The organism is Burkholderia sp. BCC0398, from assembly GCF_902833245.1.
GTDB lineage: Bacteria > Pseudomonadota > Gammaproteobacteria > Burkholderiales > Burkholderiaceae > Burkholderia > Burkholderia sola.
Map to the genome: position 1 here is coordinate 16,163 of NZ_CADFEM010000015.1, position 20,408 is coordinate 36,570.

The 20,408-nt window shown below is 64.1% G+C and carries 20 protein-coding genes; 10 read left to right on the forward strand and 10 right to left on the reverse strand.

Going from position 1 to position 20,408, the window contains the following annotated elements:
• Nucleotides 1-71 precede the first annotated feature (71 nt).
• From gyrB to dnaA, 3 genes are all read right to left on the reverse strand, one after another.
• A complete protein-coding gene (gene gyrB / locus HWX76_RS28200) occupies nt 72-2,546 on the reverse strand; it encodes a DNA topoisomerase (ATP-hydrolyzing) subunit B (RefSeq protein WP_175809898.1) in 2,475 nt (824 codons plus the stop codon).
• A gap of 192 nt (nt 2,547-2,738) precedes the next feature.
• The gene (dnaN, locus tag HWX76_RS28205) at nt 2,739-3,845 is read right to left on the reverse strand and encodes a DNA polymerase III subunit beta (protein WP_006756934.1); all 1,107 of its coding nucleotides are present in this window, start codon (nt 3,843-3,845) and stop codon (nt 2,739-2,741) included.
• A 170-nt stretch (nt 3,846-4,015) separates the two neighbouring features.
• Nucleotides 4,016-5,593, reverse strand: a complete 1,578-nt coding sequence (gene dnaA / locus HWX76_RS28210) for a chromosomal replication initiator protein DnaA (RefSeq protein WP_050018234.1) — start codon at nt 5,591-5,593, stop codon at nt 4,016-4,018.
• A gap of 421 nt (nt 5,594-6,014) precedes the next feature.
• Between dnaA and rpmH the strand changes: the two genes are divergently transcribed.
• The 4 genes from rpmH to yidC all read left to right on the forward strand — a co-directional run bounded on the left by rpmH (nt 6,015) and on the right by yidC (nt 8,638).
• On the forward strand, nt 6,015-6,149 hold the full coding sequence (gene rpmH, locus HWX76_RS28215) for a 50S ribosomal protein L34 (RefSeq protein ID WP_004198824.1): 135 nt from the start codon (nt 6,015-6,017) through the stop codon (nt 6,147-6,149).
• A 15-nt stretch (nt 6,150-6,164) separates the two neighbouring features.
• Nucleotides 6,165-6,626 carry a ribonuclease P protein component gene (rnpA, locus tag HWX76_RS28220; RefSeq protein ID WP_006489941.1) on the forward strand — a complete coding sequence of 154 codons (462 nt, stop codon included), beginning with the start codon at nt 6,165-6,167 and terminating at the stop codon, nt 6,624-6,626.
• 75 nt (nt 6,627-6,701) lie between these two features.
• On the forward strand, nt 6,702-6,968 hold the full coding sequence (yidD, locus tag HWX76_RS28225) for a membrane protein insertion efficiency factor YidD (RefSeq protein WP_040142602.1): 267 nt from the start codon (nt 6,702-6,704) through the stop codon (nt 6,966-6,968).
• A gap of 8 nt (nt 6,969-6,976) precedes the next feature.
• On the forward strand, nt 6,977-8,638 hold the full coding sequence (gene yidC, locus HWX76_RS28230; RefSeq protein ID WP_050018235.1) for a membrane protein insertase YidC: 1,662 nt from the start codon (nt 6,977-6,979) through the stop codon (nt 8,636-8,638).
• 120 nt (nt 8,639-8,758) lie between these two features.
• On the opposite strand, the gene HWX76_RS28235 is transcribed toward yidC, so the two are convergent.
• Nucleotides 8,759-9,193: a transcriptional regulator gene (locus HWX76_RS28235; protein ID WP_050018236.1), complete on the reverse strand. Its 435-nt coding sequence runs from the start codon at nt 9,191-9,193 to the stop codon at nt 8,759-8,761.
• Between the two features lie 338 nt (nt 9,194-9,531).
• Between HWX76_RS28235 and mnmE the strand changes: the two genes are divergently transcribed.
• Nucleotides 9,532-10,926: a tRNA uridine-5-carboxymethylaminomethyl(34) synthesis GTPase MnmE gene (gene mnmE / locus HWX76_RS28240; protein ID WP_176016688.1), complete on the forward strand. Its 1,395-nt coding sequence runs from the start codon at nt 9,532-9,534 to the stop codon at nt 10,924-10,926.
• A gap of 592 nt (nt 10,927-11,518) precedes the next feature.
• On the opposite strand, the gene HWX76_RS28245 is transcribed toward mnmE, so the two are convergent.
• The 5 genes from HWX76_RS28245 to HWX76_RS28260 form a co-directional block, all read right to left on the reverse strand.
• A complete protein-coding gene (locus tag HWX76_RS28245; RefSeq protein ID WP_124631123.1) occupies nt 11,519-12,082 on the reverse strand; it encodes a DUF6402 family protein in 564 nt (187 codons plus the stop codon).
• Between the two features lie 496 nt (nt 12,083-12,578).
• Nucleotides 12,579-12,704 (reverse strand): hypothetical protein, encoded by a 126-nt coding sequence (locus HWX76_RS36970; RefSeq protein WP_256097665.1) that lies wholly within the window; start codon nt 12,702-12,704, stop codon nt 12,579-12,581.
• 150 nt (nt 12,705-12,854) lie between these two features.
• Nucleotides 12,855-14,213: a sensor domain-containing diguanylate cyclase gene (locus HWX76_RS28250; protein ID WP_176016689.1), complete on the reverse strand. Its 1,359-nt coding sequence runs from the start codon at nt 14,211-14,213 to the stop codon at nt 12,855-12,857.
• A gap of 109 nt (nt 14,214-14,322) precedes the next feature.
• Nucleotides 14,323-14,571, reverse strand: a complete 249-nt coding sequence (locus HWX76_RS28255; RefSeq protein ID WP_050011093.1) for a DUF2795 domain-containing protein — start codon at nt 14,569-14,571, stop codon at nt 14,323-14,325.
• 118 nt (nt 14,572-14,689) lie between these two features.
• Complete coding sequence (locus HWX76_RS28260; protein WP_006489933.1) at nt 14,690-14,860, reverse strand: hypothetical protein; 171 nt, start codon at nt 14,858-14,860, stop codon at nt 14,690-14,692.
• 151 nt (nt 14,861-15,011) lie between these two features.
• Here HWX76_RS28260 and speG point away from each other — a divergent pair, with 151 nt between their 5' ends.
• From speG to HWX76_RS28275, 3 genes are all read left to right on the forward strand, one after another.
• A complete protein-coding gene (gene speG / locus HWX76_RS28265; RefSeq protein WP_050011094.1) occupies nt 15,012-15,569 on the forward strand; it encodes a spermidine N1-acetyltransferase in 558 nt (185 codons plus the stop codon).
• Between the two features lie 488 nt (nt 15,570-16,057).
• Nucleotides 16,058-16,405 carry a hypothetical protein gene (locus HWX76_RS28270; protein WP_050011095.1) on the forward strand — a complete coding sequence of 116 codons (348 nt, stop codon included), beginning with the start codon at nt 16,058-16,060 and terminating at the stop codon, nt 16,403-16,405.
• 189 nt (nt 16,406-16,594) lie between these two features.
• Complete coding sequence (locus HWX76_RS28275; protein ID WP_050011096.1) at nt 16,595-17,149, forward strand: YaeQ family protein; 555 nt, start codon at nt 16,595-16,597, stop codon at nt 17,147-17,149.
• A gap of 31 nt (nt 17,150-17,180) precedes the next feature.
• Here the strand turns inward: HWX76_RS28275 and HWX76_RS28280 are convergent, their stop codons facing one another.
• Nucleotides 17,181-17,594: a VOC family protein gene (locus HWX76_RS28280; protein ID WP_006498690.1), complete on the reverse strand. Its 414-nt coding sequence runs from the start codon at nt 17,592-17,594 to the stop codon at nt 17,181-17,183.
• 429 nt (nt 17,595-18,023) lie between these two features.
• Here HWX76_RS28280 and ada point away from each other — a divergent pair, with 429 nt between their 5' ends.
• Nucleotides 18,024-19,115, forward strand: a complete 1,092-nt coding sequence (ada, locus tag HWX76_RS28285) for a bifunctional DNA-binding transcriptional regulator/O6-methylguanine-DNA methyltransferase Ada (protein WP_176016690.1) — start codon at nt 18,024-18,026, stop codon at nt 19,113-19,115.
• A complete protein-coding gene (locus HWX76_RS28290) occupies nt 19,112-20,071 on the forward strand; it encodes an AlkA N-terminal domain-containing protein (protein WP_176016691.1) in 960 nt (319 codons plus the stop codon). Before ada ends, HWX76_RS28290 begins: the two co-directional genes overlap by 4 nt.
• Nucleotides 20,072-20,408: the final 337 nt, after the last annotated feature.

The following is a 20,408-nucleotide window of genomic DNA, read 5'->3' on the forward strand; positions in this document are numbered from 1 at the left end:
AAAAAAGACCCATAAATCTCTCGACTTATGGGTCTGGTTTTCTCGGGCTATGACGTTACTTAGAGCCTGGGTTAAACGTCAATATTCCCCGCCCGCAACGCGTTCGACTCGATAAACGCCCGCCGCGGCTCGACATCATCCCCCATGAGGGTAGTAAAGATCCCATCCGCAGCAATCGCGTCTTCGATCTGCACCCGCAGCAGGCGCCGCACTGCCGGATCCATCGTCGTTTCCCACAGCTGCTCGGGGTTCATCTCGCCGAGCCCCTTATAGCGTTGTTTGGAGACGTTGCGTTCAGCATCCGCCAGCAGCCACTTCATCGCGCTCTTGAAGTCCGCCACGGCCATGCTGCGCTCGCCGCGCTTGATGACCGCCCCTTCCCCAATCAGTCCCTTGAACGTATTCGCCGTCGTCACGAGCTGCTGATAATCCGCCGTATGCTGGAATTCCTGGTCGATGACCGAGACCCGCACGTTGCCGTGATGCGTCCGCTCGACATGCAGCGCCCGCTGTTCGCGAACCGCGTCATACGAAGGCACAACCCGCACTTCGTTCTTCAGCGCTTCATCATGCAATGCAGCGTGCAGCGCCTTAGCCGAAGCCTCCGTCGACTCCTCATTGGAAAGATCGATCACCACGCCATCCATAACCGCTTCCAGCGCGGCCGGATCATACAACCGGCTCAACCGATCGATCACGCTCTGCGACAGCAGATACGATCTTGCCAGCTCCCCAAGCGCATCACCCGAAATCGCCGCCGCATTCTCACCCGGCACCAGCTCCGACCCTTGCAGCGCCAACCGCAGCATATGCGCGTTGAGCTCCACGTCGTCCTTCAGATACCGCTCGTCCTTGCCCGCCTTGATCTTGTAAAGCGGCGGCTGCGCGATATACACGTACCCGCGCTCGATCATGTCCGGCATCTGGCGATACAGGAACGTGAGCAGCAGCGTCCGGATGTGCGCACCGTCGACGTCCGCGTCGGTCATGATGATGATGCGGTGATAGCGGAGCTTCTCGAGGTTGTAGTCTTCCTTGCCGATGCCGCAGCCAAGCGCGGTCACGAGCGTGACGATTTGCTCCGACGACAGCAGCTTGTCGTAGCGTGCCTTCTCGACGTTCAGCACCTTGCCGCGCAGCGGCAGGATCGCCTGGAACTTGCGATCGCGCCCTTGCTTGGCCGACCCACCTGCCGAGTCACCCTCGACGATGTAGATTTCGCACTTCGCCGGGTCTTTCTCCTGGCAGTCCGCGAGCTTGCCCGGCAGGCCGACGCCGTCGAGCACGCCCTTGCGGCGCGTCATCTCACGCGCCTTCCGCGCCGCATCCCGCGCCCGAGCAGCTTCGACGATCTTCCCGCAGATGATTTTCGCGTCGATCGGCGTCTCCAGCAGGAACTCTTCGAGCGCCTTCGCCACAACTTCCTCAACCGGCGCACGAACCTCGGAAGAAACCAGCTTGTCCTTCGTCTGCGAGCTGAACTTCGGCTCCGGCACCTTCACGGAGAGCACGCACGACAGCCCTTCGCGCATGTCGTCGCCGGTCGTCTCGACCTTCGCCTTCTTCGCGATTTCGTTGTCGGTGATGTACTTGTTGATGACGCGCGTCATCGCGGCCCGCAGGCCGGTCAGGTGCGTGCCGCCGTCGCGCTGCGGAATGTTGTTCGTGAAGCACAGCACGTTCTCGTTGTAGCTGTCGTTCCACTGCATCGCGACTTCGACGCCCACGCCGTCCTTCTCGCCGTTGGCGAAGAAAACGGTCGGGTGAAGGTTGGTCTTCGTCTTGTTGATGTACTCGACGAAGCCCTTCACCCCGCCGGCGAACGCGAAATCGTCTTCCTTGCCCGAACGAAGATCGGTGAGACGAATCCGCACACCGTTGTTCAGGAACGAAAGCTCGCGCATCCGCTTCGCGAGGATGTCGTAGTGATACTCGACCGTTCCGAAAATGGTCGGATCGGCCATGAAGTGCACTTCGGTGCCGCGGTTCTCGGTGTCACCGGTCACGAGCATCGGCGACACTTCCACGCCGTCCACCACTTCGAGCACGCGATCCTGCGCAACCCCGCGATGGAACTCCATGAACCGCTTCTTGCCGTCGCGGCGCACGGTGAGGCGCAGCCAGCTCGACAGCGCGTTCACGCACGACACGCCCACACCGTGCAGGCCGCCGGACACCTTGTAGCTGTTCTGGTCGAACTTGCCGCCGGCATGCAGCTCGGTCATCACGATCTCGGCGGCACTGCGCTTCGGCTCGTGCTTGTCGTTCATCTTCACGTCGGTCGGAATCCCGCGGCCGTTGTCGGTCACGGAAATCGAGTTGTCGGCGTGAATCGTCACGTGGATGTCGTTGCAATACCCGGCCAACGCTTCGTCGATCGAGTTGTCGAGCACCTCGAACACGAGGTGGTGCAGACCGGTGCCGTCCGACGTGTCGCCGATGTACATCCCGGGGCGCTTGCGCACCGCTTCCAGACCTTCGAGGATCTGGATCGACGAGGCGCCGTAGCTGCTGTTATCGGGTTGCGAATTGTGCTGTTCACTCATGGATATCTTCCGGTTCTGCGAGGCCACTCAAGCGGCGGCGCGGTGCGTTTTCTTGCGAAAACGCCGGGCCGCTCCAGTTTTCCTGGCCCGTCCTAGGCGCCGTTAGGGCACCAAAGGGACGGGTTGTCGGTTCGCCATAAAAACGCCAAAGGGGCTTGCCGCCCCCTGGTGTGTGTCTTGATGTCGTGCGCGTCAGATGCGCATCGGCATCACGACATACTTGAACTCGTCGTTCTCGGGCACGGTAATCAGCGCGCTTGAGCTGGCGTCGCCGAGGCTCACCTGCACGGTGTCGACCTTCAGGTTCGCGAGCACGTCGAGCAGATACGTGACGTTGAAGCCGATGTCGACGGTATCGCCCTGGTAGGCGATTTCCAGTTCTTCCTGCGCCTCTTCCTGGTCGGCGTTGGTCGACATGATCTTCAACTGGCCCGGCGCGATGATGCAGCGCACGCCCTTGAACTTGTCCGAGGTCAGGATTGCCGCGCGTTGCAGCGAACGCTGCAGCTCTTCACGGCCGATCTCGAACGTGTTCTTGTGCGCCTTCGGGATCACGCGCTGGAAGTCGGGGAACTTGCCCTCGACGAGTTTCGACACGAGCTCGACCTGGCCGAACGTAAACTTGGCCTGGGTTTGCGCGATGTCGATGGTGACGGTGTCGTCGATGTCTTCGAGCAGGCGCTGCAGCTCGAGAATCGTCTTGCGCGGCACGATGACTTCCTGGCGGCCGAACGTGCCGCCTTCGAGCTTCATCGACGAGAACGCGAGGCGGTGGCCGTCGGTGGCCACGGCCATCAGCTGGTCGCCGTCGACGACGAGCAGCATGCCGTTCAGGTAGTAGCGGATGTCCTGCTGCGCCATCGCGAAGTGCACCATGCCGAGCAACTGGCGGAACGACTTCTGCGGGACGGTGAGCGTGGCGCCGAAATCCTTCGCCTGCGCGACGGTCGGGAACTCGTCGGCCGCCAGCGTCTGCAGTGCGAAACGGCTCTTGCCCGATTGAACGGTGAGGCGCTTGTCGGCGAGCGACAGCGTGACCTGGCCGTCAGGCATCGCGCGCAGGATGTCGAGCAGCTTGCGCGCCGCGACGGTGGTCGCGACCTGGTCGCCGCCGACGCCGAAATCGGCGCGCGTGGTGATCTGCAGCTCCAGGTCGGTCGACAGGAATGAAACGTCCGGGCCGTTCTTGGTGATCAGCAGGTTGGCGAGGATCGGCAACGTATGGCGGCGTTCGACGATGCCGCTGACCGTTTGCAGCGGCCTGAGGAGGGTGTCTCGTTCGGTCTTGACCAGTTGCATAGAGTTCCTTCGTTGAGTAACGGCCTGCAGCGCAGCAGCCTCGCAGCGCCCCGCCGGCCGGGCTCTTGGCCCGCCACCACCGGGGCGGTCAAACCAGTATTGTGCCTCAAAACCGAACCGCCCCCCTTAAATTGGGGCGGAGGCCGAATTATCAAGCGCGGCGCGCGCGCTCAGCCCTTCAGCGTCTGTTCCAGCACGTGCAGCTCGTGGTTGAGCTGCGCGTCCTTGCTGCGCTCGTCGGCGATCTTGCGCACCGCGTGCAGCACGGTGGTGTGATCGCGCCCGCCGAACAGCTCGCCGATTTCCGGCAGGCTCTTCTGCGTGAGTTCCTTCGCCAGGTACATCGCAATCTGCCGCGGCCGCGCGATGTTCGCGGGGCGCTTCTTCGAATACATATCCGCGACCTTGATGTTGTAGAAGTCGGCGACGGTCTTCTGGATGTTCTCGACCGAAATCTGCCGGTTCTGCACGGTCAGCAGGTCCTTCAGCGCTTCCTTGGTCAGCTCGATCGAGATCTCGCGGCCGTGGAACTTCGAATACGCGAGGATCTTGCGCAGCGCGCCTTCGAGCTCGCGCACGTTCGAGCGCAGATGCTTCGCGACGAAGAACGCGACGTCTTCCGACAGGTTCACGCCCTCCGACTGCGCCTTGCGCATCAGGATCGCGACGCGCATTTCCAGCTCGGGCGGCTCGATCGCGACGGTGAGGCCCGAGTCGAAGCGCGAGATCAGGCGATCGTCGATGCCCGAGATTTCCTTCGGATACGTGTCGCTGGTGATGATCACCTGCGCCTTGTTCGCGACCAGCGCCTCGAACGCGTAGAAGAATTCCTCTTGCGTGCGCGACTTGCCGGAGAAGAACTGGATATCGTCGATCAGCAGCAGGTCGAGCGAATGGTAGTAGCGCTTGAAGTCGTCGAACGCCTTGCGCTGGTACGCCTTCACCACGTCCGACACGTATTGCTCGGCGTGGATGTAGCGGATTCGCGCGCCGGCCTTGTCGAGCAGCAGCTGGTTGCCGATCGCGTGGATCAGGTGGGTCTTGCCGAGGCCGACGCCGCCGTACAGGAACAGCGGGTTGTACGAGATGCCCGGGTTGTCCGCGACCTGGATCGCGGCGGCGCGCGCGAGCTGGTTCGCCTTGCCGGTCACGAAATTGTCGAACGTGAGCACCGGGTTCAGCTTCGAACGTTCGTACATCGAATCGGCTTCGCCGCCGTTCGCGGGTGCGGCGCCTGGGCCCGGCCGCCACGTGCGGCGGCCGGCTGCCGCTTCGTGTGCGGGCAGGCTCGGCAGGTCGATGTCGGCGTCGTCGGCGTTCAGGTGGTGCGCGGCGGCCGCCGACGGCGTCATCGGCACGTCGGCCGGCGCGGCGGGCGCAGCGGAAGCATTCGCGGTCAGGTTGGCGGCGATCGCGGCGACCGTCGCCGCCGGGCCGCTCGGGGCCAGCGGCGCACGCGGGGCGGCCGGCGCGACGCCCGCGGGGGCGCTGCGCATGCCGGCCTTCGGATCGAGGACGAACTGGACTTCGATCGGCGCATTCCAGAAATCCCGGGCCAGATCGGAGATCCGGCCCGAAAACTGGCTCTTGACCCAGTCCAGCTTGAAGCGGTTCGGCGCGGCGATGGACAGCGTGTTCGCCGACGCATCGAAGGCCACCGGGGCCAAGGGTTTGATCCACGTCACGTACTGCTGGGGCGTCAGCTCGCGCTCCAGCAGTGCGGAACAGTGTTGCCAGAAATCGTTCATCAAGTAACTGTCGTTTTTTGCGTGCACAGCGCGGCTCGCCGGCGCCCTTGTCGCGGTCGCGCAACAAGGCCCGAAGCGGTCGTGCGAGCGTGCCTCGGACGCCTGCGTCACAGTCGTGGAGGGGCAGGCGCGAGCCGAAGCGGCGTGCGGGATTCTTGGAGATAAGGCGAGATTCTAACGCCAAACGCGGCCACAGCGGGACTTATCCACAGGCTGGGTTTGTGGGTCGCGGGGCCGGATCGGAGCGGCCCGGCACAGGTGAGCGACTCGTAAAGTATTGACCGTCAACGGAAAAACGGTTTAAATAGCGGGTTCCGCGAAAACCAATCCTGTATTCCCGGCGATTGCGTTCGCCCGAATGCCTCCGGTTAAGGGCACGCGGTCCCCTGAATTTCGACATTCTCGAACAAGTGAGAACATCATGAAACGTACTTACCAACCGTCCGTGACGCGCCGCAAGCGCACCCATGGCTTCCGTGTCCGCATGAAGACGGCAGGTGGCCGCAAGGTCATCAACGCTCGCCGCGCGAAGGGCCGCAAGCGCCTCGCCATCTAAGGCAGGTTGCGCGCTGTGTCCGCCGTCCGCAGTCCTGCGGAAGGTGCCGTCGAGCCGGGTGCGAATCCGTCGCAGACGAAAGCCGCCTTCCCGAAAGCTGCGCGACTTCTGAAAACGGATGAATTTTCATCCGTTTTTCGTTTGCGCCCCTGGCGGCGCTCCGCGCACTTCGTGATCTACGGCAAGCCGACCGGTCAGCCTGCACGTCTGGGGCTCGTCATCGGCAAGAAGTATGCGCCGCGAGCGGTTACCCGTAACCTCGTGAAGCGGCTGGCGCGCGATCAGTTTCGCCTGCGCCGGGCCGAATTCGCCGGTTACGACCTGCTGCTGCGGCAGCACACGCGCTTCGACAAGAAAGCGCTGCCGAGCGCGGCCTCCGCCCCGCTCGCGGCGATGTGCGCGGCCGAGATCCGCGAACTGCTCGACAGGGCAGTCCGGGAAATCGCGCGCCGTGCGTCGAAGCCCGCGTCCGAGTGACGCATCCGTGCCCGGCGCGGCGTTCGCGCCCGCCCGGCCGGTTTTGACGCGGCGTCGTACGGCGCCGCCCAAGGTATGGAAACGGTATTGATCGCCTTGCTGCGCTTCTACAAGGTTGCCGTGAGCCCGATGCTCGGCAACCGTTGCCGTTTTTATCCTTCCTGTTCGGATTACGCGCGCGAGGCAATCCAGTATCATGGCGCCGCGCGCGGCACGTATCTCGCCGTCAGGCGCGTGTGCCGATGCCACCCGTTTTCCGCGGGCGGCGTCGACCTCGTCCCGCCGCCCAACTCCGACACTCGCGCTCGCGGCGAAGCCGACGCGCGGTCCCATCGACTCTGAGACAACGCATGGATATCAAACGCACCGTCCTATGGGTGATCTTCTTCATGTCAGCTGTCATGCTGTACGACAACTGGCAGCGGGACCATGGACGCCCGTCGATGTTCTTCCCGAGCGCCACGCAGACGGCCCCGGCTGCTGCCGGCGGCGCATCGGGCACGGGCGCGACGAAGACCGCAGGTGACGTGCCGGCCGCCGCAGCCGGCGCCGCACCGTCGACGACGGCCCCGGCCGCGCAGGCGCAGCTCGTGAAGTTCTCGACCGACGTGTACGACGGCGAAATCGACACGCGCGGCGGCACGCTCGCGAAGCTGACGCTGAAGAAGCAGGGCGACGGCAAGCAGCCCGACCTGTACATCACGCTGTTCGACCACACGGCCGGCCACACGTATCTCGCACGCACGGGCCTGCTCGGCGGCGATTTCCCGAACCACAACGACGTCTACACGCAGCTGAACCCCGGCTCGACGTCGCTGACGGGCGACCAGAACACGCTGAAGCTGTCGTTCGAATCGCCGGTGAAGGGCGGCGTGAAGGTCGTGAAGACCTACACGTTCACGCGCGGCAGCTACGTGATCGGCGTCGACACCAAGATCGACAACGTCGGCACGGCGCCCGTCACGCCGACGGTCTACATGGAACTGGTGCGCGACAACACGGCCGTCGAAACGCCGATGTTCTCGCATACGTTCCTCGGGCCGGCGGTCTATACGGACGCGAAGCACTTCCAGAAGATCGACTTCAGCGACCTCGACAAGAACAAGGCGAACTTCGAGAAGGCCGCCGACAACGGCTGGGTTGCGATGGTGCAGCACTACTTCGCGTCGGCCTGGATTCCGCAGCAGGGCGCGAAGCGCGACATCTACGCTGAAAAGATCGATCCGACGCTGTATCGCGTCGGCGTGAAGCAGCCGGTCGCCGCGATCGCGCCGGGCCAGTCGGCCGACGTGCAGGCGCGCCTGTTCGCCGGTCCGGAAGAAGAGCGCATGCTCGAAGGCATCGCGCCGGGCCTGGAGCTCGTGAAGGACTACGGTTGGGTGACGATCATCGCGAAGCCGCTGTTCTGGCTGCTCGAGAAGATCCACAGCTACGTCGGCAACTGGGGCTGGGCGATCGTGCTGCTGACGGTGCTGATCAAGGCCGTGTTCTTCCCGCTGTCGGCTGCGAGCTACAAATCGATGGCGCGCATGAAGGAAATCACGCCGCGCATGCAGGCGCTGCGCGAACGCTTCAAGAGCGATCCGCAGAAGATGAACGCCGCGCTGATGGAGCTGTACAAGACCGAGAAGGTCAATCCGTTCGGCGGCTGCCTGCCGGTCGTGATCCAGATCCCGGTGTTCATCTCGCTGTACTGGGTGCTGCTCGCGTCGGTCGAAATGCGCGGCGCGCCGTGGATTCTGTGGATTCACGACCTGTCGCAGCGCGATCCGTTCTTCATCCTGCCGGTGCTGATGGCCGTGTCGATGTTCGTGCAGACGAGCCTGAACCCGACGCCGCCGGACCCGGTCCAGGCGAAGATGATGAAGTTCATGCCGATCGCGTTCTCGGTGATGTTCTTCTTCTTCCCGGCTGGCCTCGTGCTGTACTACGTCGTGAACAACGTGCTGTCGATCGCGCAGCAGTACTACATCACGCGCAAGCTCGGCGGCGTCAAGAAGAAGCCGGCCTGACGCTTGATGCATTCGCGGGCGGCCAGCCGCCTGCGATGCTCGCAAAAAAAGCCGCATGGTTCGCGACCATGCGGCTTTTTGTTTCCCGGTGACGGTGACGGCGCGTGCGGTGGCTGTCGCTCAGGCCTTCTTCGCTTCGAGTTTCGGATCGCCGTAGAACTGCTCGACGAGTTCCTGAACGAGGTAGCGCTGGTGTGGAGACAGCGCCTCGATCTTCGATGCGAGTTCAATCGTCTCGGGCGTCGGCGGATAGCGTTCGTCGCGCGGCAGCGGTTGCGGCGTCGGATGTTCGACCACGCTCGGCGACGGCCCGTAATGCAGCCAGTGCACTTCAACGCGCAACCATTCGGCCAGCGTTTCGAGTTTGTCCGACGTCGGGATCGTGCGGCCCGTCAGCCATTTGTGCGCGGTTTGCGGCGAAACGGGGTGCGTTCCGCGGTGACGCAGATTGAATCGGTTCGCCAGCTCCGTCGCGCCCGTGACCTTCTCCGGGCTGCGCCGCAGGGCGAATTTCAGGCGTTCCGAGAACGCGGCTTTTTCTTCGGATGTCGGCATGGGGGAGATTGTGCAATTTCATCGCCGCATTTCAGACAACCATATAGGATAAACATATCTCATTCGGACGAATCCCGACCGGGATCAGGATGGTGGATGAAATTGAGGGACGCAGTGTCGAGCCGCTCCAGCAAACATACTTGTCCGAAATGGCGGGTGGCTCATCACGCTGGACTGATACTTAGCTTATCCCCGGCGGGATAAATTCGGGCGAGTCCGAATCGGGCGCCGCGGCCGGTGGCTGATGAGCCCGCACGCTACAATGCCGGCGTTCCTCTGCCCGAACTGTTGCGCGGGCGCACCATTGACTCGCTGATTACCCGATTGCTCTGATTGCCATGCTCGCTACCGATTCCGATCCGATCGTCGCCATTGCCACTGCTGCCGGCCGGGGCGGCATCGGCGTCGTCCGCGTGTCGTTCGGGCGCGGCGGCGAGGCGGCCGCGCTGCCGCTGGTCGACGCGTTGTGCGGGCAGACACTCGCGCCGCGCCATGCGAGCTACGTGCCGTTCCTCGACGCGCACGGCGCGCCGCTCGACCGCGGGATCGCGCTGTATTTCCCGGCGCCGCATTCGTATACCGGCGAGCACGTGCTCGAACTGCAGGGGCATGGCGGGCCGATCGTGATGCAGTTGCTGCTGCAGCGTTGCCTGGATGCAGGGCGCGACTTCGGGCTGCGGCTCGCGGAGCCGGGCGAATTCACGCGGCGCGCGTTCCTGAACGACAAACTCGACCTTGCGCAGGCCGAGGCCGTCGCCGACCTGATCGAGGCGAGCACCGAGGCGGCCGCGCGCTCGGCCGGGCGTTCGCTCGACGGCGCGTTCTCGCGGCAGATCCATGCGCTCGTCGAGGACGTGATCACGCTGCGGATGCTGGTTGAGGCGACGCTCGATTTTCCGGAGGAGGAAATCGACTTCCTCGAAGCGGCCGACGCGCGCGGCAAGCTCGCGAGGATTCGCGAACAACTCGCACACGTGCTCGGCGACGCGCGGCAGGGGGCGCTGTTGCGTGAAGGGCTGTCGGTCGTGCTGGCGGGGCAGCCGAACGTCGGCAAGTCGTCGCTGCTGAATGCGCTGGCGGGCGCCGAGCTGGCGATCGTCACGCCGATCGCCGGCACGACGCGCGACAAGGTCGCGCAGACGATCCAGGTCGAAGGGATTCCGCTGCACATCATCGATACGGCCGGGTTGCGCGAGACGGAAGACGAAGTCGAGCGGATCGGCATTGCACGCACGTGGAGCGAGATCGAGCGTGCGGATGTCGTGCTGCATCTGCTCGATTCGCGCACGGGGATGACGCCGGACGACGGGACGATCGCCGCGCGGTTTCCGGCCGGCGTGCCGGTGGTGCGCGTGCTGAACAAGACGGATCTGACCGGCGTGCCGGCGTGCGTCGAGCATCCGGCGGCGGAAGGCGATCTGACCGAGGTGCACCTGTCGGCGAAGCGCGGCGACGGGATCGATATGTTGCGTGCCGAGCTGCTGCGGATTGCGGGTTGGCAGGCGGGCGCCGAGGGTGTGTATCTCGCACGCGAGCGGCATCTGATTGCGCTGCGGGCCGCGCAGGAACATCTCGCGCAGGCGGCGGATCACGCGGAGCAGCGCGCGCAGTCACTCGATCTGTTTGCCGAAGAGCTGCGGCTCGCGCAGGAGCAGCTCAATGCAATTACCGGGGAGTTCACGTCGGATGATCTGCTGGGGGTGATTTTCAGCAGGTTTTGTATTGGGAAATAGAAACGAAAAGGATTGCAGGCCGGGAATGGCACGGCCATTGCCCGGTTATAGCGCATGTCTGCATCCGCGTGACGACTGCCGACCAGGTTGCAACAGTGGCTTTACAGGCGCGGACGTGCCGCTAGCAGCCGATCGATGAACGCTGGCGGAAGCGGTATATATACAGAATCATCTCCGCCGTCGCCTTTTGAAAAGGCCACGTAGGCATCGCTATAGCTATTCCAGGAAATTTCGGGAGTAGGTGTGTTAAATGTGTGCTGAGCTAGTAACCTTCCGGTTTGCGCGCGGTATACGCGGCCAACGTACCGAGAATCTCCACCCGGAACCCAGGCTAAAAGGCACAGGTCGGCAATATATATTCCATCTGGAGATGTCGATTTTCTACATTCTTCCCCTTGAGGGGTTCTGTCAAAGGCAAAGATGCCGATCAGTGCCGCAAAGAGCAGTGCGCAGATAATTTTTGAACAATTCGTCATGATTTGTTGTTGATTTTGATCATAGCCGAATTTTTATGAATGGGGAGATTGGAATGTATCTTTTGTCGGAGTAGATGATAAAGTCGCCACCTCTGTCATGCATTTCAGACCATCTTCTAAAATCGCTGTTCTCCACTGGATAGTAAACATTCCCTTTGATCCAATTTAACGGTGGACATGTCGTACATGTCGGAGGGGTATGATAGTCCGTCTTGATTGATTTCCACCTCTTCGTCCGAAGAGGTGCGCGAGTAATTTAATTTTCCGGAAAACCATCGCTCCATCAGTGCGGCAGATGTCGGGAGGTATATCTTGCGCATTGTTGCGGGAATTTCCTGGATATCGAACGCTGGTACGGAATCGTCCCTTTTTAGTTTCACGATGGTGGGTTTGGGAGAATCGGGGGCATTGAGCCATGCTTGAAAGCGTGCCAGCGACTTGCCGACCCTCTCCAAACCATCAACCATTTTGTCAAGCGAGTCGCGCTTTGGCTCGGTGGATGCATGCTTGGGTTCGGCTACTTTCGGTTTTTGTAGTATCGGAAGCGGTGGTGCAGGCTTATCCATGGAAAGCGCGATGTTTGGAACGATTTTGCACCCATCTGCGCCGTCATGAAATTTCCATTTCCAAATGAACTTATTTATTGTGAAGTAGGGAATTTTATCCAGATCTGATGGCATTTCTGCTTTAGCTCCGTTGATGTTGGGCGGTATGCGTAATGCCTGTTACGCTAACGTGCTCATGCCCCGGAAATCAATCGAACTAGTTTGAAATGATTATCCAGATGGTTGAGTTTCAGACGAAATATTCTTTGAACTTTCCCGGCCATCTAAGCGCGCTGGGCGCATGAGATCGCCGATGGGTAAGTCGATACCCGCAGGAACTGCGCTCTTTAAAATTCTTCTTGGCAAGGCAGTTGGAGCGAGCGTTAGCCCGCATCTAAACCACGAACTCGAGGAGAGGCCTAACGTTTCGTGGAATGGGCGTCTGTGGGTCGCCACGACGCTCGTGCCGCTGATGTCCACCGGGGCGGTGCCGACACGTCGGGTCCTTTCGAACTTCTCGCTGTCAATTTCGCCGCAGCGAGGGCGATATGCTGGACGACGGTCGAGGCATGACTGATCGAAGATCAGCCCACAAAGATGCGCGCCTCGAGCGTCCGGACCGTCACCTCTATCAATCCCAATGACGATGATGATGGTAATACCCACCCCCACCGTAATACCCGCCACCATCCGGCACGACGATACAGCCGCTCAACAACACGGCGACGCCGGCAATCAGCAAAAGGGCCTTCTTCATCGCGTTCACCTGCTCGGGTTCAATATGAAACCCAGCATAGCGAGCGGCCCCGGCCCGGGCTGTAAGCGATCGTATCCCCGCGCCGCAATCCGTAACGGCGGATTATTCCGGTCACAATGGCCGTAACAATTGGCCAAACAACAGACGTTTTCAGGCGACGACGACCCGGTTTCGCCCCGTATCCTTCGCCCGATACAGCGCGGCGTCGGCGGCTTCGATCAACGCGTCGGGGGTCGACAGATCGTCGGCCGACACGGTCGCGCAACCCACGCTGACGCTCACGCGTCCGGCCGGCGAGTCGGGCATCGCGAGGTCGAGCCGCAGCACCGCGTCGCGCACTTCGTCGGCCACCACCCGCGCACCGCGCGCGCCGGTGTTCGGCAGCACGACCGCGAACTCCTCGCCGCCGTAACGCGCGACGATATCGGCCGGCCGCCGCACCGCGCCGGTCAGTGCATTCGCGACGGCGATCAGGCACGCATCGCCCTTCACGTGACCGAACGCGTCGTTGTATGCCTTGAAGTGGTCGACGTCGACCATCAGCAGCGACAGCGGTTCGCCCTGCCGCCGCGCCTGCAGGAACAGCGTGTGGAAATGATCGTTGAAATGGCTGCGGTTGAACGCGCCCGTGAGCCCGTCGCGCGCGGACGAGCGGATCAGCGTCGCGTGCGCTTCGAACAACTGCTGATACAGCATCGTCACTTCCCACGCGAGCACGCACACGAGCACGCCGGGCGTGAACATGCTGAACACGCGCGCGACATACCAGCCGACCGTGAAGCGGTTCGTGCTCAGCAAGTTCAGCGTCGTATCGGTGAGGCACGCGAGCACCGCGATCGCGAGCCACAGGTCGAGCGTCGTGCGCAGCCGGCCGGTGACCAGTACGGCCACGAGCGCGAGCACATTGAGGATCCACACGACGAGCGCGATGCCGTTGACGGGCAGCACGGCAGCGTCGCGGGGCGGATGGAACGCGGGCGGCAGCGACACGTTCAGCGCGATCGCGCACAGGAGCGCCGCGGCGACGGCCGGGCCGCCGACCAGCGCGATCGTCCAGCGGCGCGTCTCCTTCGCGCCGACCGGGGCGCGCGTCAGCCGCTCGCGGGCGAACAGCGCGGCCATCACGAAGCACGGAAAGCCGGCATGCCAGAAGATCCACATCCATGCGGCGCTTTGCGGGCGCGCGCCGAGCAGGCCGTGCGGCGCGAACACGCCGGGAAAGGTGAGCAGTTGCAGCGCGACGGCGAGCGCGGTGAACGCGTAGGCGCCGCCGAGCGCACCGAGCACGGGCTGGCGCGTGACGGTGAATTGCGCGCCGAGGAAGAACGCCGCGATGCTCGCGGTCGTGAACACGGTGAGCGCGCACATCGGCATGAACGGCTCGACGGGCGGCAGCGCGACGTTCGCGTGCGGCGCGGCGATCCCGAGCGTGAGCAGGATGACGAGCGCCGTCAGCCCGCCGAACCACAGCTGACGTTGCGTCGTGTGCTGGATCAGGATGCCTTCCATGGAGTCCCCCGGACACGCGTGCGAAGCGCCCGATCTTGCGCCGGGCGGCACGCATCCCGATCGCGGCGCGACCGGTGCGGCCCGATCCTATCGCGTTATTGGCATCCGCTCAAATGCCGAGCCCCGGGCCGAAGTTGCCGGCGACGCAGCGCGTGACGGCGTCGACGTCCGCGTAGTCCTGTTCGGGCAGGCCGTCGAGCATCGACAGCACCTCGTTGCTGGCGCCGGCGTCGCGCGCGGCATCGACGATCGCATCCTTGTTCGCTGGATAGCGGACGGCCGCCAGCACATCGGCGATCTGCAGATCGATCGTTTCGTTCGGGATATCGTGGGGGGGAATGGCGGGCTTGTCGTTCACGTCGGTGTCTCGCGGGTGGGGCGGGAATGGGATCGAGCGCAAGAGCTGTACCCGCATCGCATGTTACCCGTTCCAGATGGCCCGGCCGGCGCGGGCGGCGAATCGGCGGTGATCGAAGTCAGTGCCCGCGTCGCACGCGGCGCCACGGATGCTTCCAGTCGATGTGCGGCGCGTTCTCGTCGCGCGGATGCTGGCGACGGTGCTCCTGCCAGAGTTCGTCGGAAAACAGCGCGGCCACGATGACGAGCGGCAGCACGAGGAAAATTCCGAGGATGACTTGCTCGATCACGATAGCCTCCTTGCGGTGGCAGGAACCCTTGCTCCCATTCTAGGCTCTGAACTGCGCCCGCGTTCAAATTCTTACAGTGCGAAACGGGCCCGAACGCGGCCGCGCCGCGCGGGCGTTCCGCACGTGCGCCGGCCTCAAAAAGGACATGACCATGCAACTCCAGAACGATACCAACACGCTCGCGCTGCGGCCGCTGGAGCGCCAGGACCTGCGCTTCGTCCACGAGCTGAACAACGACGCGAAGATCATGCGCTACTGGTTCGAGGAGCCGTACGAAACCTTCTCGGAACTGTCGCAACTGTACGACCGCCACGTGCACGACCAGCGCGAACGCCGTTTCGTCGCGGTCGACGCGCAAGACGAACTGGTCGGCCTCGTCGAGCTGATCGAGCTCGACTACATCCACCGCCGCGGCGAGTTCCAGATCATCATCGCGCCGCAGTGCCAGGGGCGCGGCTACGCCGGCCAGGCGACGCGCCTCGCGATCGAGTACGCGTTCAAGGTGCTGAACATGCGCAAGCTTTACCTGATCGTCGATACATCGAATGCGGCGGCGATCCACGTGTACGAAAAATGCGGATTCCAGCACGAGGCCGAATTGAAGGAAGAATTTTTCGGGAATGGCGCGTATCACAACGCTTATCGCATGTGCATTTTCCAGCGCGATTATTTCGAGCGCCAGCAAATCGGGTCGAATAAGGCAGGGTAAACACCACGCGGACGAAAGGCGCTTGCGACGGGGCTTCAAGGCGCCGAATGGATGCGGGGAACTACGGATAAATACGGATGCGCTTATACCTGGCATTTTTCTTGTATAAGGTAAATGCGATTCCGCACTGCGGTAAAGGCGAATCGTTTCGGATGACTTTATGTGCAACGCATCAAAATGATCCGGATAGCGAAATGGATTATCCAAACCGTTCAATCGATGCATTGTAACTTTGCTGAAAGCCTTGCCGGATAACGGTTTCCGCCCGGCGGCCAAGGCCTATCCGCCATTCGGCGACGCTTGCCGCGCGCGCCCGTCGCGCCAAAAGCCGCCTGCGCACGGGGTGCGACAATCCGCCGCTATTGCGGTCGCACAACAAATGTGCTTGCTATCGTTTACCGGTCTTCTAAAGTGAAAAACGTGGGTTCACGATCACCTTTAAACACATAGCTAACCCGGCCTGGTGCCCGCAAGCCTGGAGACAGAACATGACGAAGCGTACCGGTGTCCTTTTTGCCCTTCTCGGCGCATTTTGCGCTGTGTCGATTGCGCAGGCCGGCGGCGATTCGGCCGTCAAGCCGAAGCAGGAAATCCAGCTGACGAAGAATGCATGGGGCTGCCTGTCGAAAGACAATCTGGATTCCGTACTGAATCACGAACGTGACGGCAAATCGCAGGCGAAGCAGCAGTACTTCGACGACTTCCGCTGCCTGTCGGTGCCGGAAGGCCAGCGTTTCCGCGTGGTGGCGGTCGACCAGGGCGACGTGCAATTCGTCAGCGCGGACAACAGCGACCAGCAAGGTCTCTGGACCGATTCGCGCTTCGTCAAGCAGTAACCGTCCATTCGCCGCGCAGTCGTACGACGCGCGAGCGCGCCGGCCCGACGAGCGGGCGGCGCGAACCGAACACGGCCCGGCGCATGCCGGGCCGTTGCGCTGTGAACGGCGCATGACGCACGCCGGACGGCGCGCATTCGGTATCATCACGGCCCGACCGAACCGAATGCCCGCCCGGGCCGCATCCGCATGGCGCTGAAATCCACGATCTACAAAGCCGAACTGCAAATCGCCGACATGGATCGGCATTACTACGCCGATCACGCGCTGACGGTGGCGCGCCATCCGTCGGAAACCGACGACCGGATGATGGTGCGCATCGTCGCGTTCGCGCTGTTCGCGCATGAGCGGCTCGAATTCTGCAAGGGGCTGTCGGACGTCGACGAGCCCGACTTGTGGCAGAAGGACCTGACGGGCGCGATCGACGTGTGGATCGAGGCCGGCCAGCCGGACGAACGGCGCATCTCGAAGGCGGCCGGCCGTGCCGGGCAGGTCACGGTGATCGCGTACGGCGGCAAGACGTCGGATATCTGGTGGCAGGGCGTGCGCAGCAAGGTCGAACGGCTGCGCAACGTGCAGGTGCTGTCGCTCGCCGACGGCGTCGCGGCCGCGCTCGGGCGGCTCGCGGCGCGCACGATGCGCCTGCAGTGCACGGTGCAGGACGGCACCGCGTGGGTCTCGAGCGCCGACCACGATCCGGTCGCGGTCGAATGGACGGTGCTGAAGGCGCGCGAGGGCGCGTAAGGGGCCGTCAGGGCCCGCGCGCCGGCCGCGTTCAGCCGAGCGCGGCCGGCGGCCCCTTGAATTCGACCATGTTCCCTTCGGGATCGAACAGGTAGATCGACGGCCCGTAACCGCCGGCGCCGTAGCGTTCGGCCGGCGCGCCCGGTCGCGCGCCATGCGCGGCGAAATGGGCGATCAGTGCGTCGGGATCGAACGGCTCGACGCGCAGGCACAGGTGGTCGAGGTTGCGCCCGGTGCCGGGCGGCCCGCTGTCGGGACGGTCGATCGGGCCGCCGACCGTCAGCAGGTCGATCAGCGCGTCGCCGGCGCGCAGTTGCACGAGGCCCAGATCGGGCTGCTCCTTTTCCACATGGCAACCGACGGCATCGCAGTAAAAGCGTGTCATTGCCGCCATGTCGGTCACGCGCAGCACGATGTGATCGATTCCGCGGATGGTGGGCTTCATGGGCGGGACTCCTTCGCAGTCGACGAGCATCGAGTGTAGACGCATCGCGCCTGCGCTGCCGGCCGGCACGCGACACAATCGACGGACGAAAAAAAGCCCGTTCACGCAGTGCGGAACGGGCTTAATCCATATCAGGAGGAGACATGGAGGAGACAGTTCCAACTATACACACGGCGATGGTGCGACGCAATATTCCGATTGCAAAAAAACGTCAGGACGGCGATTTGTCGCATCCGCACTGCAGCAAAACGGTGACGGGACGATGACGAAAACCGCGCCGGAGCGGCCGCCGCGCGGGTTTCGTCGGATTTATTTCGATCGATACGGCCCCGATTCGCCGACACGAATCACAGAGCAAGATTCAGGGCGCGACGGCATGTGCCGATGGCTAGAGTAGGCACCATCTACACTAGAGAGTGCGAGGTTCAGATGAAAACCGCCTATCCGACCGACGATGCCCGCTGGGCCGCCGTGACCACGCGCGATCCGCATGCGGACGGCGCGTTCTTCTATGGCGTCCGCACGACCGGTGTGTTCTGCCGCCCGACCTGCGCGTCGCGGCAGCCGCGCCGCGAGAACGTGTCCTTTTTCGCCGATCCGGCGGCCGCCCGCGCGGCCGGCTTCCGGCCCTGCAAGCGTTGCCAGCCGGAAGGGCTGCCGCGCGAGCTGGAAATCGTCAATCGTGCGTGCGCGGTGCTCGACGCGCAGGCCGAGCGGCTCACGTTGCAGCAGTTGAGCGACGCCGTGCACGTGAGCCCGTTTCATCTGCAGCGGCTCTTCAAGCGTGTGGTCGGCGTGTCGCCGCGGCAGTACCAGGCCGCGCAGCGCGGCGCCGCGCTCCGGCAGGCGCTGCAAAGCGGGCAGCCGGTCACGCAGGCGGCCGTCGATGCGGGGTTCAACTCGCCGTCGCGGCTCTATGCGTCGGTGCCGCGCGAGCTGGGGATGGCGCCGTCCGCGTTCCGTCGCCAGGGCGTCGGCCTGCGGATCGACTTTGCGACCGCGTCGACGTCGCTCGGCACGGTGCTCGTCGCCGCCACTGAACAGGGCATCTGCCGGATCGCGTTCGGCGACGATGCGGCGTTGCTCGTCGGCGAACTCAAGGACGCATTCGCGCGGGCCGAACTGGTCGAATCGTCCGCGCGGCTCGCGCCGTTCGTCACGCAGATCCGCGCGTACCTCGACGGCACGCGGCACGCGTTCGACCTGCCGCTCGACATCGCGCCGACCGCGTTCCAGCAGCGCGTGTGGGAAGCGCTGACGCATATCCCGTACGGCGAAACGCGCAGCTATTCCGAGATCGCGGAGGCGCTCGGCTCGCCGCGCGCGGTGCGGGCGGTCGCGTCCGCGTGTGCGTCGAATCCGGTCGCGCTCGCGATTCCGTGCCACCGGGTCGTGCAAAAGGGCGGCGCGCTCGCCGGCTATCGCTGGGGTGTACGCCGCAAGGCGACGCTGCTCGCGGCCGAGGCGCGTCATGTTCACAACGATGAAGCCGAAGCCGAGACGGAGGGCAGTGCGGTTTGAGCATCGACACGATAACGATCACGTCCCTCGGGAACGGCGGCCTGGTGCCGCCGTCCGCGCAGATGGAACTGCGCTACAAGGCGCCGTACGACTGGGCGCGCGTGCTGCGCTTCTTCAGCGGGCGCGCGATTCCGGGCGTCGAGCAGGTTGCCGACGGCGTGTATCGCCGCATCGTCGATCTGCACGGCGAGGCGGGCCGCCTCACCGTCAAGAAGCATCCGCGCAAGCATTGCCTGATCGCGATCGTCGAAGGGGCGGTCGCGCGTCGCGTCGACGATGCGTTCGCCGCGCGCGTCGCGACAATGTTCGACCTCGGCGCCGATCCGGCCGCGATCGGCGGCGGCCTCGCGCGCGATCCGTGGTTCGCGCCGCTCGTCGAGGCCGCGCCGGGGCTGCGCGTGCCGGGCGCGTGGTCGGGGTTCGAGCTGGCCGTGCGCGCGATCGTCGGGCAGCAGGTGAGCGTGAAGGCCGCGACGACGATCGTCGGCCGGCTCGTCGAGCGGGCCGGCGAACGCGTGATGCCGGAAGACGACGGCGCACCCGCGTGGCGTTTCCCGACGCCCGACGCGCTGGCCGCGTGCGATCTCGACAAGATCGGGATGCCCGGCAAGCGCGTGGCCGCGCTGACCGGCGTGGCGCGCGCGGTGGCGGCCGGAGACGTGCCGGTCGATCGCGCGCATGCCGATCTCGCGACGCTGCGCAGCGCGTGGCTCGATCTGCCCGGCATCGGCCCGTGGACCGTCGAATACATCGCGATGCGCGCATGGCGCGATCCGGATGCGTGGCCGGCATCCGATCTCGTGCTGATGCAGTCGATCGCCGCGCGCGACCCGGCGCTCGACCGGCTCACCAGCCAGAAACGCCGCACCGAAGGCTGGCGGCCGTGGCGCGCGTATGCGGCGCTGCATTTGTGGAACGAGGTGGCCGACCGGGCGGGCGGCGCGCGCGGCGGATAAGCGCGGCGGCCTGCGGCCGGGTGCGACCGCAGGAAGGCGGGACCGCAACCCATTGCGCGGGCGGTGCCAGCATGCGCCGAGTGCCGGCGTGACGCGGCCCGTCATGGCGATTCCATGCCTTCGGCACCGGCCGGAGGCCGCGCGTGCGACGCCTCCGCATGCGTCGTTTTCCGATCCATTCCGCGACACGGTTGCACCTGCCGCCAACCGTTCGCCGTTCCCATTTCGTCCGACGAATTCCGCTGACCGGCGTGCCGATCGCCCTCGTCCCGACCCGGCGATATGCGCCAGCGCTACCGCGCCCGGCCCGCCCGATCGCCCGCTCAGGCCCGCGCGC